General features: G+C 47.4%; 12 protein-coding genes and 1 rRNA gene. 11 read left to right on the top strand and 2 right to left on the bottom strand.

The window, feature by feature from the left end:
• Positions 1–96: 96 nt before the first annotated feature.
• The 10 genes from IEY34_RS37360 to IEY34_RS23795 all read left to right on the top strand — a co-directional run bounded on the left by IEY34_RS37360 (position 97) and on the right by IEY34_RS23795 (position 14,113).
• Positions 97–225 (top strand): hypothetical protein, encoded by a 129-nt coding sequence (locus IEY34_RS37360; RefSeq protein WP_268240172.1) that lies wholly within the window; start codon positions 97–99, stop codon positions 223–225.
• A gap of 51 nt (positions 226–276) precedes the next feature.
• Positions 277–1,815 carry an amino acid permease gene (locus IEY34_RS23835; protein ID WP_189015878.1) on the top strand — a complete coding sequence of 513 codons (1,539 nt, stop codon included), beginning with the start codon at positions 277–279 and terminating at the stop codon, positions 1,813–1,815.
• 65 nt (positions 1,816–1,880) lie between these two features.
• The gene (locus tag IEY34_RS23830) at positions 1,881–2,633 is read left to right on the top strand and encodes a YwmB family TATA-box binding protein (protein WP_189015875.1); all 753 of its coding nucleotides are present in this window, start codon (positions 1,881–1,883) and stop codon (positions 2,631–2,633) included.
• A 139-nt stretch (positions 2,634–2,772) separates the two neighbouring features.
• Positions 2,773–3,549 (top strand): arylamine N-acetyltransferase family protein, encoded by a 777-nt coding sequence (locus IEY34_RS23825; protein WP_189015873.1) that lies wholly within the window; start codon positions 2,773–2,775, stop codon positions 3,547–3,549.
• Between the two features lie 229 nt (positions 3,550–3,778).
• On the top strand, positions 3,779–9,205 hold the full coding sequence (locus tag IEY34_RS23820) for a glycerophosphodiester phosphodiesterase family protein (RefSeq protein WP_189015871.1): 5,427 nt from the start codon (positions 3,779–3,781) through the stop codon (positions 9,203–9,205).
• 75 nt (positions 9,206–9,280) lie between these two features.
• Positions 9,281–9,817 carry a glycerol-3-phosphate responsive antiterminator gene (locus IEY34_RS23815; protein ID WP_189015868.1) on the top strand — a complete coding sequence of 179 codons (537 nt, stop codon included), beginning with the start codon at positions 9,281–9,283 and terminating at the stop codon, positions 9,815–9,817.
• A gap of 241 nt (positions 9,818–10,058) precedes the next feature.
• A complete protein-coding gene (locus IEY34_RS23810; protein ID WP_229757818.1) occupies positions 10,059–10,919 on the top strand; it encodes an HAD-IIA family hydrolase in 861 nt (286 codons plus the stop codon).
• 25 nt (positions 10,920–10,944) lie between these two features.
• Positions 10,945–12,285 (top strand): ABC transporter substrate-binding protein, encoded by a 1,341-nt coding sequence (locus IEY34_RS23805; RefSeq protein WP_189015865.1) that lies wholly within the window; start codon positions 10,945–10,947, stop codon positions 12,283–12,285.
• A gap of 100 nt (positions 12,286–12,385) precedes the next feature.
• A complete protein-coding gene (locus IEY34_RS23800) occupies positions 12,386–13,282 on the top strand; it encodes a carbohydrate ABC transporter permease (protein WP_229757817.1) in 897 nt (298 codons plus the stop codon).
• A gap of 15 nt (positions 13,283–13,297) precedes the next feature.
• Positions 13,298–14,113, top strand: coding sequence for a carbohydrate ABC transporter permease (locus tag IEY34_RS23795; protein WP_173224409.1), 816 nt, complete (start codon positions 13,298–13,300; stop codon positions 14,111–14,113).
• 10 nt (positions 14,114–14,123) lie between these two features.
• On the opposite strand, the gene IEY34_RS23790 is transcribed toward IEY34_RS23795, so the two are convergent.
• The gene (locus IEY34_RS23790; RefSeq protein WP_189015861.1) at positions 14,124–16,208 is read right to left on the bottom strand and encodes a sensor domain-containing protein; all 2,085 of its coding nucleotides are present in this window, start codon (positions 16,206–16,208) and stop codon (positions 14,124–14,126) included.
• Positions 16,209–16,412: 204 nt separating this feature from the next.
• Complete coding sequence (locus tag IEY34_RS23785) at positions 16,413–16,700, bottom strand: STAS domain-containing protein (RefSeq protein ID WP_189015858.1); 288 nt, start codon at positions 16,698–16,700, stop codon at positions 16,413–16,415.
• 510 nt (positions 16,701–17,210) lie between these two features.
• Here IEY34_RS23785 and IEY34_RS23780 point away from each other — a divergent pair.
• A 16S ribosomal RNA gene (locus IEY34_RS23780) occupies positions 17,211–17,410 on the top strand; the annotation flags it as partial.

The raw sequence follows: 17,410 nt of genomic DNA, 5'->3' as shown, positions 1-17,410 counted from the left end.
TTTCAGTGGATACATCCAGCTGATACAGCCAAGCGAGAATGCGCTTCTTTCAGAAGCTTTTCTATAAGGATTGTCCGAAAAGGAGGTGGAGGCGGAATGGGACTGACAATTGGTATTGTCATCGTAGTGATCACGTGTTTGTTTGCTCTATGGATTGTCCGAATCGCAAATAAAAGCATACGCGAATTCGACGAGAGCAAGCACGAAAGTTTCCTGGGGAAATAAGCCTTGAACCTTGTTTGTAGAATCGTAGTTATCTGATGAGGAGGATCCCACATGAGTACACCTTCCAATCATCATGAAAAAGACAAAAGTGATTTAAACAAGTTCGGCTATGCCCAAGAGCTGCTCCGCAGCATGGGGGGATTTTCCAACTTTGCGATTTCATTCTCGATCATTTCCATTCTGACAGGCGCTGTATCGCTGTATGGACACGGATTAACCTATGGCGGCGCAGGAATGATGGGTTTCGGCTGGCCAATCGTGGCCCTGTTTGTCATGTTTGTTGCAGCCGTCATGGCTGAGCTGGCATCCGCTATTCCGACAGCAGGCGCGCTCTACCATTGGGCGTCTATCCTCAAAAACAAACGCTGGGGCTGGTACACCGCATGGATTAACCTCATCGGACAAATCGGCATCGTGGCCGGTATTGATTACTCCGTAGCTCTCTTCGCCGATCCGCTCATTGCGAGCGTGTTCGGTTATGATTCCAGCAATACAACGGTATTGATTTGTTTCACGATCATTCTGCTGACGCACGGCATACTGAATCATATTGGGATTCGGATCGTTTCGAGGCTGAATGACTTCTCCGCCTGGTACCACATCGCTGTGGTGGCAGTGCTCGTTCTGTCATTGGCCTTTTTCACCAAAGGCAATCTGAATCCTGTTGCTTATTTGTTCAAAGTAGGCGAAACATTCTCCGATAAACCCTACATGTTTGCTTTTCTAATCGGGCTCTTGCAAGCGCAGTGGACCTTTACGGGATATGACGCCTCCGCGCATACCATTGAAGAGACGATTAACCCGCGTGTGCGCGCGCCTTGGGGTATTTTCACATCCGTTGCCTACTCGTTCGTCATTGGCTTCATCATGCTGGCATTTGTCACCTTGTCCATCAAGGATGCCGGTGCTGCGGCTAGTTCTAGCAACGCCTTCATCTATGTTATCAGCCAAGCGCTCGGCGGGACATTCGGCTCGGTCATTCTATGGCTCGTCACAGCGGCGATGTGGTTCTGCGGCTTGGCTTCCATCACTTCTTTTTCCCGCATGATGTACGCCTTCTCCCGGGACAAAGGCATGCCGCTCAGCCATCAATGGGCGCAAATCTCCAAGAAATACCGCACACCTGCCAAGGCGATTTGGCTGGCGATTATTCTCTCCTTCCTGCTTGCTTTCATCGACTATATCATTAAACTAGTTAACCCGGATGCGACTTATACGACCATTGCTTTCCTGACGGCAGTTAGTGTTGTCGGTTTATACGTGGCTTATGGCATTCCGATTTATCTCAAGCTGCGGGCCAAGGCAGAAGGCAGGTTTCAAGACAAGCATCTAGGGCCGTGGAATCTCGGGAAATACAGCACATTCATCTCTGTTGTAGCCTTGGTGTGGATCATCTTCATCTGTGTTGTCATGGTGATTCCTCCCAATCAAATGGCTGGATATGCCGTAGCCGGTATGTTGATTCTTCTCATTATCATGGATTTTACGTATTATAAAAAGCACTTTCCAGGGCCGCAGGCGGCGCTGAATACTTCGATGGATGAAATTTTACGCCGGGAAAAAGAGTTGGAACATAAATCCTCTGTTTAACATTTACTAGATTTGGGCATCCTTTTACTAGAGTCGAAGATTCTAGTGAAGAGGTGCCTTTTTATATGCAGAAAATATGGTTGATTTCATTCCTATGCCTTTCCATTGCAGGTCTTATCTTTGGCTGGGTTCGTCAGGCCGATGCGCATGGTGAGCAAGAAACACTGCAGCTATTGAATACAGTCAGACCCTATATGACGAGCGAAAATCAAATTACTTTCAAATATACAGGCTATTACGGAGCATGCGGGGGATTAGACCAGAAGATGCTGGAAGTCGGGAAGGAGCTATCTCAGAAGCTGGGCCTTCCTCAGACAGCTGTATTGGGTGAATCGAACGACCATCCCATTTATACCGCTGCCAAGGAGGTTGTCTCCGGGGCTGAAGCCACCATAACGGTCGCAAGTCCGTCAGGACAAGCAGGCTGCTATACCGTATTGCGATTAGATGCTTCGCCGCAAAGCGAACAGTCCGAACTCATCAAGTGGCAGGATCAAGCGGACGAGCAATTAAAGAAACTGGGCATCCAAGGCCAGTGGAATGTCATGGTACAGGGGTATGCAGTTGAACAAGATTCGGCTGGACTCATGGATTCCGATGAGTTGGTGAACCGTATGGTTCGGGCATTCAAAGGCAATATCGTGGAGCGCTATGAGGATCAGAATACGGTGAGCATGTCTTTAGCGTCGGAGGAGTTCCAAACTTCCATTCAAAGTGGAAACAACAAGGTGAATCTGCAAATTGCTCTTCATCAAGAATCAACATCGGGCTTGTGGCGCTTAACTGTAGGCACTCCAATCATAACGATGGAATACTAGTATCGCGCAACTTTTGCAGCGGCTATTGTGAATAGTTATATTGTTCTTGAAGATGGCAGCCAGCAGGAAATTAAACATGCCTATCGAAATCATCTATAGATTCCAGCCAGTTTAACTTACGAAGGACGGGTGGTTAGGCATGCATAGCAAAAGTAGTCAAATTCAGACCTATCTGGAGCGAATAGGCTTTACGGGTTCGCTCGATGGCAGCGCCAAGACGTTGGCCGAGCTGCAGGAGTGCCATTTGCACACGGTGCCTTATGAGAATTTGGACATTATCAATCACATTGCACTATCACTGGACCCGCAAGATGTTTATCAAAAGATTGTCGTACGCCGACGTGGCGGGTATTGTTTTGAGTTGAATGCCTTATTCGGTTGGCTGCTTAGGGAGCTTGGCTACCCGGTCACTGACTTCGTGGCCCGGTTTTGGCGCGACGAGTCGAATACACCGCCGAAACGGCGTCATCATGTTCTACAGGTCGAAGCCGAAGGGGCGACATACTTGTGCGACGTTGGCGTAGGGGGCATCGTTCCCCGCAGGCCAATCGCATTAATTGAAGGATTAGAACAGCAACAAGGTGATGAGTGCTATCGGATGGAGCGCGATCCTGCTTATGGCTGGGTGCTGTGCGAGCAGAAGAAGGGAGATTGGCAGCGCATTTACTCGTTCACAGAGGAGCCGCAGCTGGCGAAGGATTTTGTTTTTGCTTCGTTCTGGTGCGAGCAAGCCCCCGACTCCATATTCACCAAGAACCCGATGCTGGCGATCCGTACCTCAGAGGGACGGAATACGGTTGCAGGTCGGGAGTTTCGCATTTTCACTTCCGCAGGGGTGCAAACCTTCACTCCGCAAACCGATGAGGCGTATAAAGAGGCGCTGCTCGTACATTTTGGAATTCAACTAGATACCTAACTTGTTGCATTTACAATACATTCATGCAACGTTGATGCAAGGATAACAAAGCCTTGTTAAAGTGAAACTAATAGATACAAATGAATACTCAGGGTATGAGTCTAGGAGAAAACCCTTTTATTCGGCTAAAGTAAAGTGCGCCCTTAGGGAGCGCGTGCTTTCCTTTTGTTGAATGAGGGTTTTTTTGTGTTGTTCACCTATCAAAACTTTGAAAAGGATGATGTGCGACATGAAAAAAATGTCAACAAAGCTTTTAGGGATTGTGACGATTACAACTTTGGTCAGCGGGCTTTTCCAGCCAAGTGCCTGGGTACCTAGCGTTCATGCGGAGGAGTCGGGCAGGAAGACGATGGAGGTTAACAAAACGTTAACGGCTCCTATCATCGACGGCAAACTAGATGAATCCATGTGGAACCTGAATCAAACGCTAAATGTTAAAGTTGGACAAGGTTCTTTTAAGGCGTCGAAATTTGGCCTGCTCTGGGATAATCAGTATTTGTATATTGGTATCAAGGCAGATGATGACAGCTTGTTGAGCGGTCAATCGGGCAGTTGGTTCGAGCAGGACAATATCAACGTCTTTCTTGATCCGAGTTTGCACCGCTCAGCTCCATACAGCAATGAGGATATGCAGATCGGCCTGGTTTATCAGCCTGGAACGGCCATACCCGAGTTTCATTTCGGTGCTGCGCTGAATAATCATGCGGGCAAGGATGAGAAGAAAATACTGCGAGCGATGAATCAGACCGCTTCAGGCTGGTCTACGGAGATCGCTGTACCTTGGGAAATGCTGAAATTTGATCCAATTCTACAGAAACAGTTGGGCATGGAGATCGGGGCAACAGACCGTTATGGTGCTGCAACAACAGAGCAAAGATCCAGCTACTGGAGCGCTTTTGGGTCCTCCTCCTTCTGGAACGATACCTCCGGTTATGGCACGCTTAAACTGGTGGATACAAGTCCAGTCTCAGGAAGCATGAATCCGGTGCTATTAGAGGAGAACTTCGACGGCTATGCCACAGGGACGATACCCCCGAATTGGATATCTGATGTGAATGCGGGAAGCCCGCCTTTTAGCGTTGTGAAAGATACGTATGGCAACGGGAGTATGACGTTCGATGGGAATGCAACGTCCAAACAAAGCCGCATCATTGCTCCTGTTCAATGGGATAACTATACGATTGAAGCAGATGTGCGGTTTAGCAGCTTTTTGAATACGGGAAGATGGGCATCCATTATGTTCCGCGCACCCGCTAGCGGGAAGCCGCCATACCCGCAGATGGCCATTAAGCAGAATGGCACCATTGAGACCGCTTATCGCAATTCGGACGGGAATTGGTATTCTCCCACACCGATAAGCGCCACAGGCGCAGGGCTGCTGGTGAATAAGGATTACACGATGAAAGTAAGGGTTTATGACAACAATGTGAAGCAGTATTTTAAAGCCAAAAGCGATACAAGCTTCACGCTGTATGGCGACAAGAATCTCGCAGCTGCGGTGCTCCCGGAGAAAGGGAGAGTTGGCTTTCAGGGGGATCAAAGCAAGGTATCCTTCGATAATCTGAAAGTTACCCGGATCACGGCAGAGCGGCTTACGATTACCTCAGCTACTACGTTGGAAGCGTTAAGCGGCGCGACAAGCGTGACGAGCAGTGTCTACTATTCGGATGGCCTTACGGAGACGCCGCCTGCGGATCGAGTGAAGCTGTATTCAGCAGATGAAAGTGTCATCAAAATTAACAACAACCAGCTCTATCCTCTTAAGCCAGGGAAAGCAACCATCAAGGCTGTATATGGCAATGCTGAGACTTCGCAGGAACTCACAGTGACGCCATCTTTGACGGGGGTCAAGGTTGTTTCCTTAAAGGGTGACAACAAAGGGTATGTACTTGCGACGGTTGGAACTCCATTGGATCTTAGTGCTGTACAGTTTCAAGCAGACTTTAATAATCTCACGACAGGTGTAGTGAAAGGGAATGAGCTGACTTGGACATCGGCCAGTCCATCAGTTCTTATTGAGAACAACGTACCCAAGGCGCAGCAGAAAGGTGTTTATACGTTGACAGGAGCCAAGGATAGCGCATCTATCAGTATGCTGGTTGTCGCCAAAAATTCAGCAGATACCGACTATGTCCTGTACGAGGAGAATTTTGATCATCTGGCGGACGGTACCCTTCCTGCCGGCTGGACGCGGAAAGAGGGAACGACAGCTGCCAATGCGGTAGTGAAATCCGGAGCTTTTGAGATCAATGCACTCGCTGCGCCGGATAATCCATCCCGGGTCATTCTACCTTCGTTTCTAAGCAAGTTTGGCAATTACAAAATTGAAGCGGATGTGACCCACTTGCAGGCAAATGATACGGCAAGATGGCATTCCATCATGTACCGTATTCAAAACAACGATTATCCTTACTACCAAATGGCGGTTAGAAAAGATGCGACGGCAGCAAGCGGCATCGAATTCGCCGAGAGAACGCCTGCCAACGGGTGGAACGTGATCGACAGAGGTTCTAATACGGAAGCTATTGATTCGGCCAAAATGTACCATTATACGGTTAAAGCGTACGGAAACCGCGTTCAGGAATGGATCAACGATCGCGTCATGGTGGATACGGATCAAGCAACAGCCTATGCGGCTGGAGCGGTCGGTCTGCAAGCGAATGGCAGCAAAATGAAGGTGGATAACATTCGCGTGACATTGCAGCAAGAGGCACTTCCTCCTGTACCGAATGGTCGCTTCGTTGAAGTGACAGAACCGGAAACCCGCATTGCGATGGCCGCATCCGTCGTAAGTGAGCTTCAAAGCGCGGCAGATTTGGCGAAGTTGGATGCGCCTGCGCTGCCTTCAAATCTCATTATTCATGTGGCTCCAGGTCTGAAGGTAACAGACTCTGCAGGAAAGCTCGAAATAAGCAGTCTGGATGCGCTTCTTAGCCAAATTGGCAGCCGAATCATCCCTGCCTTTTACGTAAAGGACGAATCCACGATTGATCAATTGGTAGACTACTTGAAAACGAACAGTTGGGAAGATGCGGCTATTGTTTCAGACAACGGAGAGTTGATCAAACGAGCGAGAACCGCATATCCGATCATCCGAGGCATACTGGATTTCAGCGGCGACAGCAGCTTGAAGGCCGATAAACTGTTGGATGTTCGAAGAAAAACAGCGGCCAGCTTAGCGAGAATTGCCATCTTGCCGCAAGCGATATCGACCCGAGAGAACGTTGCTTATCTGCAGCAGCGAAGTATTATGGTATGGTCGAAGGAAACGGCCAGCAGATCCGAGAAACAGATTGCGATGCATCAATTGATTGCGACAGGGGTGAATGGGATCGTGACAGATTCGCCTGCTTTACAATGGGAAGCATTGAAAGTTTACAACAAGAATACGACATTGATTCGCAAGCCATATATCATCGCTCATCGAGGGATGCCGGCGAATTCTCCTGAGAATACAATTGAAAGCAATAGGCTGGGTTTAGAAGCGGGTGCGGAGTTTATCGAGAATGACATGTATTTGACGAAGGATGGGCACATTGTCATTCTCCATGATGGATCACTGGAGCGCACGACGAATGGAACTGGATTTGTTGAAGACTACACGCTAGAGCAATTAAAGAAATTAAATGCGAACAAGCCTTATCCTACTGGATACCCGGATGTGAAGATTCCAACTCTGGATGAACAGATCGAACTTGCCAGGGAGAAGGGGGCTATGGTCATGGCTGAAATTAAGACCGGCACACCTCAAGCTGTCGATGCCTATGTCAAATTGCTTAAGGATATAGATGGCGAAGCTTTGGTGGACACGATGTCTTTCAGCATAGATCAGTTAAAACGTATGGCGCAGCTTATGCCGGAGATGCCTCTGGGATTGCTGACTAGCGGATATGCCAATGAGACGAATGTTCCGAAGTCGCTTAGGGAAACATTGAAGCTGCTTCAGGGACTTAACGCTTCATTTAACACGAGCTATAGCGGCTTGGGCCAGAAATTCATGGAGGCTGCCAAGCATCGCGGTCTAATCATTTCACCATGGACGCTGAACGATAAGAGTGCTTTTATTCAATACATGGGGCTGGGAGCTTTCGGGATTACGACGGACTATGCCTACTATGCTTCCGATTGGGCAGCATCCATCAAAGCTGAGAAAGAGAAGTATGTGCTTGCTAAAGAGGAGAGCGCTACGCTTGCGGCTGTCGTTCAGTCCTATAAAGGGACGAAATCGACCATTATGCCCGAACTCGTACTTTTGGACGGTCAAGAGCTTGTTGCTCTGGACGGAGCTAAAGTGACGGCTAAGAAATCAGGGACGGCTCACGTTCTGTTAAGATACACAACAGCGATGGATGATGGGAATAAATATGATATCTATACAGCGCCTATCTCGATCCAAATAACAGGTCAGGATGGTGAAGGTGAAGGTGGCTCAACCCCGGATTCTTCCGTTGCAGGAGGCAGCCCAACAATACCTGCAATTCCAGCCGCAGCAGTCATTGAAGCCAAAGAAGGTAAAGTAACAGCGCCCGAGCTTAAGCAATCTTTGGGTGCCCACTCTAAGGTAGAAGTGAAGTTTAGCGGTGACTCACTGGAGCTGGAGGCAGCTGGTCTGATCGAAGCAAGTAAACTTACTGGTCAAACGCTGCTTGCCTCAAGTGAGAATGTCTCCTACGCGCTGCCTTTATCTGCGTTGAAGCTTGATGAATTGGCTAAGCAGCTGGGTGTAAGCATAGATGATCTGCGAATTCGATTTACACTTAAGAAACTGAATGGTCAAGAGGCATCTGCCATAGATAAGGCCATCATCGCTGCAGGAAGCAAGCCGGCTGCCGCTGCTGTTCATTTTGAAGTGAAAGCGGCTAATCAAGCAGGACAAACGGCTCTTGTGACACTCGGAGCAACGTATGCTTCTCGTACGATCCTCTTGGATAAGGCGATTGATCCGAAGAAAGCAACTGGCGTACAAGTAATTCCTGGAACGAATCAACTTCGTTTTGTGCCTACGCTATTTGTGACCAAGGATGGTAAGACAACAGCTACACTGCTTCATAACAAGAATGGCGTATTCACGATTGTGGAAAATCATAAAAGCTTCAGCGATCTAACGAATCATTGGGCCAAAGCTGAGATTGAGCTATTGGCAAATAAGCTAGTCGTAGACGGGGTAAGTGACAGCCGTTTCGAAGCGGATCGTTCGATCACACGCGCGGAATTCGCAGCATTGCTGGTTCGCTCCTTGGGGTTAAGCGTGGAAGCATCGAAAACTCGCTTCAAAGATGTTGCAGCCAGCGACTGGTTTGCAGATGTCGCAGGTTCAGCTGCAGGCGCGGGTCTTCTTAGCGGTTATGAGGACGGAACGTTCCGCCCGAATCAACAAATCACACGTGAGGAGCAAGCAGCGATGGTCGTCCGTGCCATGAATTTTGTGGGAATCGACACCCGTGTAAGCTCCGCTAAGCGGGATGAAACCTTGGCATCGTTCCAAGATGCTGATCAGATTATCTGGGCTCAATCGGAGATGGCCGCAGCGATTCAAGCAGGGTTGATGAATGGAATGACAACAGACACACTAGCATCTGGCAGCAAGGCAACACGCGCGCAATCGGTCGTCATGTTGAAACGTTTACTAGTCAAAGCTAATTTCTTGAATGAATAATCTGCGGTTTATACTCAGCAAACATAAGCATGTTACGCTTTGGGATGAAGGTATGTTTCTTTTGGAGGTGCACAGATGAACCCGTTCCCGATAATCGCTTCAGTCACGAAAGAGGAACAAATTCCGAAGATGCTGCAGAGTAAAGTGGAGAGAATCAATTTAATGACCGGTCATATTGGGAATTTGGAGTCGATCATTAGACAAGCCCATGATTCGGGTAAAAAGGTTTACGTCCATATGGAGATGGTTGCGGGTCTAGGGAAAGATTCTTATGCGATCAGTTATTTAGCCGAGAAATTTCAGATAGACGGCATTCTGACAACCAAATCAGCGGCGGTTACGGCAGCGAGACAAGCTGGCTTGAAGACAATTCAACGTATATTTGCGATTGATTCAGCTGCTATTCAGACAGCCATTCGCATGATCAACAGCAGTCAGCCTGACGAGGTTGAGCTTATGCCCGGTTTAATGCCGAGAGTGATTCGCGAGCTTAAGGGAACCATTAAACAGCCGTTAATCGTTGGTGGATTAATTCGCTACGAGCATGAGATGACGGAAGCGTTGGCGAGCGGAGCTGATTACATCTCAACCGGGGATCCTGCCATGTGGTAAGTCGATTTACAAATTCTCTACATGGATTTAATATACCGGTGATAAAGCGGGATTATAATCAACTTAATAATTAAATATTCAGCACCTTACCGGTAATGATGGGTTGAGAATTGGAGAAAACCCTTGTTCTGCAAAGTGCGAAAATAAGCTGGAGCATATCATTTTTGTTATGTTTCACCGAGGCTTATTTTCGCATTTTCGAACAAGGGTTTTTATTTTTCTGTGAAAAGGGGTAGAAACTGTGTCAGAGCGCGTTGCACATCCTAAGAATGGCTTCGAACCCTCAGGTGGAGAAGAAGTTAACCGAGAGCAACAGAAAGTGCCCAAAGGAATCTTTGCTTTTGACGGCTATTTGTTCGATTTGGACGGTACCGTATACGCTGGAAATCAACTTTTGCCAGGCGTGTTGTCCACGATTGACAAGCTTCGCGAAAGCGGGAAATCGATTCTCTTCGTGACGAATACGACAACACATACGCGAGAGGGCGTGCATGAACGTCTTTCGCAGCTAGGAATTGCCTGCTCCCAAGAAGATATTTTAACGGCCTTATGTGTATCGAGAATGTACTTTCAGGAGTATTTGCCTGAGGCTAAGGTGCTGATGATTGGCGAGCAAGCCATGAGGAATGAGATGGAGCAACACGGTGTAGAAACGACGAATGACCCGCTTAGCGCGACACATGTTCTCGTCGGATTGGACAGGCAGTTTACGTATGAGAAATTAACACTCGGGATGAGTGCTCTTCGCAATGGAGCGCAATTGATTGCTGCTAACCCGGATCCATTTTGCCCGCTGGAGGATGGGGCGATTCCCGATACCTGGTCTTTGGTCAAAGCGCTGGAAACGGCAAGTTCGCAGTCGGTTTATAAAGTGATTGGCAAACCCTCGGAATACTACGCCAAAAAGGCATTGGAGAAGCTGGCTTTCGCGCCAGAAGCGTGCCTGATGGTAGGTGACCGAGTATCTACCGATATCTGTTTCGGCAATGCCAATGGCATGTATACAGCACTCGTTTTGACTGGAGCGGATTCTCGCAAAGATATCATGCTCCAGGGGATCAAGCCTGATTATGTACTGGCTTCACTCAGCGAAATCAAATAAAACCTAATCTCGGGAGGAATGAACAATGAAAAAAGTATTTCTTACATTAGCGGCAATAGCGCTGGTCACAACGGCTTGTGGACAAGGTGAAAGCACACCGAAAGCTGCTCCTGCCAGCGAGGCGGCTTCTACACCAGACACGACTGTTAAACAGGACGCGAAACCTGTGGAGCTGCAGTTCTATTTTCCAGTGGCTGTTGGTGGCCCTATTACGAAGTTAATTGATCAACTGGCATCTGATTTTCACAAAGAAAATCCGACGATTACCGTGAAGCCGGTCTATGGAGGAAGTTATCAAGATACGATGACCAAAGTCGTCACCTCCGTGCAGGGCGGGACTTCTCCGGACTTAGCGGTGCTGCTTTCAACGGACTTGTACAGCTTGCTCTCGATGAATGCCATAGAGGATTTAACACCGCGTTTCAACAAAGGGTATTTTAACGGTTTTTATGATGCTTTCATGGGGAATACGAAGTCAGGGGAAACGGTATGGAGTGTTCCTTTCCAGCGCAGCACGATCGTCCTTTATTACAACAAAGATTTGTTCAAAAAAGCAGGGCTTAACCCGGATAAGGCCCCGGCGAACTGGACCGAAATGCGTGAAGCGGCGAGCAAGCTGACTGTGAAAGACAGCGCTGGCAAAACATCGCAGTGGGGGATCGAAATTCCAAGTACGGGCTACCAATACTGGATGCTGCAGGCACTTTCTCTGCAAACAGGCACGAACATCGTCTCTAATGATGGGAAAAATGTATATTTCAACAAGCCTGAGGTGCAAGAAGCGCTGCAATACTACACGGATTTGGGCCGCAAAGATAAAGTCATGCCAGAAGGCACGCTGGAGTGGGCAACGGTGCCATCGGATTTCATCAGCGGGAAGACGGCTATGATGTATCACACGACGGGGAACCTGACGAAAGTGAAAACGGACGCCAAATTTGATTTTGGGGTATCGTTCCTGCCGGCTAACAAGAAATACGGCTCTCCGACAGGCGGGGGCAACTTGTATGTGTTCAAAAGCATTCCAGAAGACCGCAAGAAAGCGGCTGTGAAGTTCATCGAATTCTTGACGCAGCCGCAGCGTGTGGCGCAGTGGTCGATTGATACGGGTTATGTAGGCACAACCAAAGCAGCTTACGAGACAGACCTGCTCAAGAATTACGTGAAGGACTTCCCGCAAGCCGCTGTTGCCAGAGATCAGCTTCAATATGCAGACAGTGAATTATCCACGTTCCAGAACGGACAAGTGACCAAATTGTTTAACGATAACATTCAAGCTGCTTTGCTCGGCAATATGTCGCCCAAAGAGGCCCTTGATAAATCCCAACAGCAGGCAGATGACATTTTGAAAACGTTCCGTAAATAAGTCGTTTAATTTTTAGTAGAAGGGTGTGGCTATCAGGGAGAATGTGCCGTGATAGCCACATCCAAGAATATACAGATATCCAAGGTGCGGGGGGATTTATTTGAAACAGCAAGCGCTGCTAACAAGAAGGAAAATCAACTGGAAAGAAAATGCTTTTGCCTATGCTTTGCTTCTTCCTTCCCTCATATTGCTGGCGCTTTTTACATTCTATCCGACGATTAAATCGGTGTATTTGAGTTTCTTCAGCTCTACACTATCCGTCCAGAAGTTTGTTGGATTCGAGCAGTATGCCCACGTTTTGCAAGATGAAGTGTTTATGAAAGTAATGAAAAACAATATTCTTCTTTCTATCGGAACCGTGCCAACAAGTCTATTATTGGCCATTTATTTAGCGGTTTGGGTGAATAACAAGCTGATAGGAACCAGCATTCTACGAGCAGCCTTTTTCTATCCGACAATAATCCCGATGATTGCGATAGCGAACATCTGGTTGTTCATTTATACGCCTGATTATGGCTTGCTGGATAAATTTCTGGGTTATATAGGCGTGCCGACTCATAACTGGTTGGGGGATCCGCATTGGGTTACTTTTTCGATGATTATCATGGTCATTTGGAAGGAAGCCGGGTTTTTCATGATTTTTTATTTGGCTGGCTTGCAGAATTTGCCTAGGGAAGTGTACGAGGCTGCTGAAGTGGAGGGCGCACGGCCTTGGCACGTTTTTCGCAAAATTACGTTTCCGTTATTGATGCCAACTACTTTATTCGTCCTGATTATAGCCATTACGAATTCCTTCAAGCTGGTCGATCACCTGTATATTATGACGAAAGGCGGACCGGATAATGCCAGTAATCTGCTGTTATATCACATATATGAGACAGCCTTTAGTTTCTGGGATATGGGCAGGGCATCCGTACTGACCGTTGTGCTGCTTGTTATTTTACTTGCGGTTTCTATATTCAACTATGCTTATTTGGACAAGCGTGTTCATTACTAGGGGGTAATCTGACTTATGTTGGCTCGAACATTGCATCGATCCATTGTTGTTGTATTAGGCATTGTATTCCTTATCCCGCTGGTGTGGACAGTGTTTACTTCATTTACACCGTCCAGCGAAGTCATTACCAGAGCGAACCCGTTCGCGATCGTGAATCCGACATTTAGCAACTACGTGTCTGCCTGGTCAACCGTTCCCTTTCTTAGATACTACAGCAACACGCTGATTATTGTAGGGGGTGTTCTGGCTGTACAGATCGTTACAGCAACATTGGCTGCCTATGCCTTTGCGCGTTTGCGTTTTATTGGACAAGGTGTTGTATTTATCTTATTCCTCGTGCAAATTATGATCCCGGCAGAAGTTCTTATCTTTCCAAACTATACGGTTATCAAGCAGTTGGGATTAGTCGATACCAAATTAGCGGTTATGCTGCCTTTTTGGGCATCGGCCTTCGGTGTTTTCTTGCTGCGGCAAACGTTTAAGCAAATTCCATTAGATTTGGACGATGCTTCCAAAGTGGATGGCTGCCCGTGGTGGCGTACCTTATGGCACGTATATTTCCCATCCGCCAAGCCAACCTACATTGCTTTTGGATTGATCTCGGTCAGTACGCATTGGAGTAATTTCATGTGGCCGCTCATCGTGACCAACTCGGTAGAAAATCGCTCGCTCACCGTGGGACTAGCTATTTTCGCCCAAACCTCAGAGACGGGAGCGCAATGGGGGACCGTAACTGCTGCAACGCTGTTGGTTGTTTTACCGCTGTTATTGGCATTTTTCGTCTTTCAACGTCAATTTGTAGAGAGCTTCATGCATTCCGGTCTTAAATAGAGCTAGTTGATCACACTTCGTTTAAGTAATGTTTTTCGAGCTGCTCAGTCGGCATAGGACGATCAATGAAATAACCTTGTACCATGTCGCAGTTCATTCTTCGCAGGCATTCCAGTTGCTCCAAGGTCTCAACGCCCTCTGCAATGACTCTAAGATCCATGCCATGAGACATGTCGATGATCGCTTTGGTGATGACTGCGCTCTTGGAATCACTTGTCAGTTCTTGGACGAAGCTCTTGTCGATCTTCAGAATATCAATAGGGAACTGTTTGATATACCCGAGAGCCGAGTAGCCCTTGCCGAAATCGTCTATCGCGATTTGGAAGCCGAATGATTTGAGCTCATGCAGGATGGGTAACACCGATTCGATGTCGTGCATGCTGCTGCTCTCCGTTATTTCGAGCACGATATGCTTAGGGTTGCAGTTAGTCTGATGTACAATCTCATGAATGGACGAGGCCAAGTCTGGCGCCAGAAACTGTCTAGCCGATAAATTAACGGCAATCGCAGGAACGACAAGCGAGGCTGAGAGCCAGCGGTTGAGCTGCAAGCAAACCTCTTTCAATACCCACTTGCCGATATCCATGATAATCCCTGTTTCCTCTGCAATCGGAATGAATTCTCCTGGCGAGACAGGTCCGAGTATAGGATGATTCCAGCGGATCAGCGCTTCCATTCCTTCTATCCGACCGGTTTCTACGCTGACTTGCGGCTGATAAAAGAGAGTGAACTGATTCTTGGCAATCGCCCATCGCAGTTCGTTCTCCAGGTCAAGCTTTCGCAGGAAAGTGCTTATGATGCTTTTGTTGAAAAATTGGAACCCGCCATTTTGAAGTTTGGCTTGGTACATGGCCAAATCGGCGTGCATAAGCAGCGTTTCGAAATCCTCGCCATGCTTAGGATACATGCAGATGCCAATGCTTGCGTTAATATAGAGCTCATTGTCCTCCACCGAGAAGGGCTTTTTGATGCTGGCGATAAGCTGGTTGGCAATGGTGACCGCTTCTGCAGGTTCCTGCAAATCCTGCAGAACGATAATAAACTCGTCGCCGCCCAGCCGGGACACGATATCGTCCTTTCTCACGGCGGAAATCAATCGCTTGGCAACTTGCTGGAGCAGCTTGTCTCCGACACTATGTCCCAAAGAGTCGTTAACCATTTTGAAACGATCGAGGTCAATAAAACAAACAGCCAGCTTGCGGTTTGTTTCAATGCTCCTGATGGTAGCTTCGTTCACCAATTCACTAAGCAAGGCACGATTAGGCAGCCCCGTTAATTTATCGAAATGGGCCAAATATTTCAAGCGCTCCTCCGTCTGCTTACGCTCTGTAATATCGGTGAACATGCCAATGTAATTCGTAATATTCCCCTTTTCATCCCGCATGGTCGTTACGGACAGCCACTCGGGGTACAACTCGCCATTTTTCCTCTTGTTCCAAATTTCGCCTTCCCAGAAGCCGGTTGTATGAATTCTTTCCCACATTCGGATATAAAAATATTGATTCTGCAGACCGGAATGAAGCAATCGCGGCGTATGCCCGGCAGCTTCCTGTTCCGTGTATCCAGTCATCGTTGTGAAGGCTTGATTCACGGAAAGAATTTTGAGCTGTTTATCGGTTATCATGATGCCCTCGCTAGCATTGCTGAACACTTGTGCATGCAGCCTGAGCTTAGATATTGTATTCTTACGCAGCGTAATGTCAGAGAACATGCCTACGTAATTAATCAGAACCCCATTTTCGTCCTTAACGGAATTAATGGAGAGCCACTCTGGATATATTTCTCCGTTTTTTCTGCGATTCCAAATCTCCCCTTGCCACTTTCCGTCCTGATGAATAGATGCCCACATGTTAATGTAGAATCCGGGATCCTGAAAGCTGGATTTCAGCATGCTGGGCTTTTGTCCGATGACTTCCGATTCGTTATAGCCCGTGATTAATTCGAAAGCGGGATTTACGCTCATGATTCTCGAGTGCGGATCCGTAACCATAATGGCTTCCTGTGAATCGTGAAATATTCTGGCATAAGACAATACGAACATGTCTGCTGTTTGCCTATCTCTTAGGGCTTCTGTATGTGGATGATGTCGATTCATGGAAGAACCCCTCTCTGCTGCAGTGCCGCTTTATCCAAGCCATATACCTAATTATATCTTGCCTGACAGGAGCCAACTGTGATGTAAATCACACCTAGAAGTTAGCCTTGGATTCCAAAGCCTGCCCAAGAAAGCTGCGGTGGACGCCCCAAAAAAGGAGCTAAGCAGTTACTAGCCGCTTAGCTCCTTTGCATTCCTACTTAATTACAGCCGTATACCCGCCATGTATAAACGTTCTTTTAGTTGTTCATTGACATCTCTAAACGAAACGCTGGCGTTGTGATCTGTTGCGATCTTCTGCACGGCCAGTAATAGACCGAGTCCAGAGCTGTCCATTTCCGTAACTGCCCCCAGATGGAAAGTGAGACTGTGAAATTCTTGTTGAAAGAGTGGAAACAATATTTGCCTGATGGAGGTTGCTTCTTTTACGCCGATAAATCCGTTTAAAATGACGTCTATTTGTTGCTCGTTATTCTTGATTTCGTAGCACATAAGCAAACCTCCCTGTAATTTCAAACAAAATTGCTACGGTTGTGTGCTTTTCCGTTCGTATATTCATTTAAACAAACATACGTAATTATATCTCGCATCCCGTCATGATTCTGTGATATTCATCACACCGCTTCGAATAGGCGCACTATAATTGGAGGAACATTCAAAACAGTGGCAATAGTAGAACATTTCGGAAGGGGTTGTAATTGTTTTCTGAGCATGGTACATTATTCCTCGTTGCTTTTGAAGCAGCAAACACCGACAGATAACGACAGATAACGACAGAAATTGTTGAGAAAAATAAATGCTTGCAATTGATGAACGAGCTGTGGTATATTACTTCTCGCTGCTCCGGTAACACGGCAGTGAACGAAAGAAATTGATCTTTGAAAACTGAACAACGAGTGAGTAAGCACGAACGAGCAATCGTTCAAAAAGAGATTGTAAAATCTCGCTAGCAAGTCAATGAGCATTTCAGCTTTCAGATATACGGACGAGCAATCGTCCGCTACTATGGAGAGTTTGATCCTGGCTCAGGACGAACGCTGGCGGCGTGCCTAATACATGCAAGTCGAGCGGATTTTTTCCTTCGGGGACAAGTTAGCGGCGGACGGGTGAGTAACACGTAGGTAACCTGCCTAACAGATCGGGATAACTATCGGAAACGATAGCTAAGACCGGATAATTGGTTTTCTCGCATGAGAGAATTA

The organism is Paenibacillus marchantiophytorum, assembly GCF_014640555.1.
Taxonomy (GTDB): Bacteria; Bacillota; Bacilli; order Paenibacillales; family NBRC-103111; genus Paenibacillus_E; species Paenibacillus_E marchantiophytorum.
The sequence above is the reverse complement of the archived record's forward strand: the minus strand, read 5'-3'. Positions and strand labels throughout refer to the sequence as shown.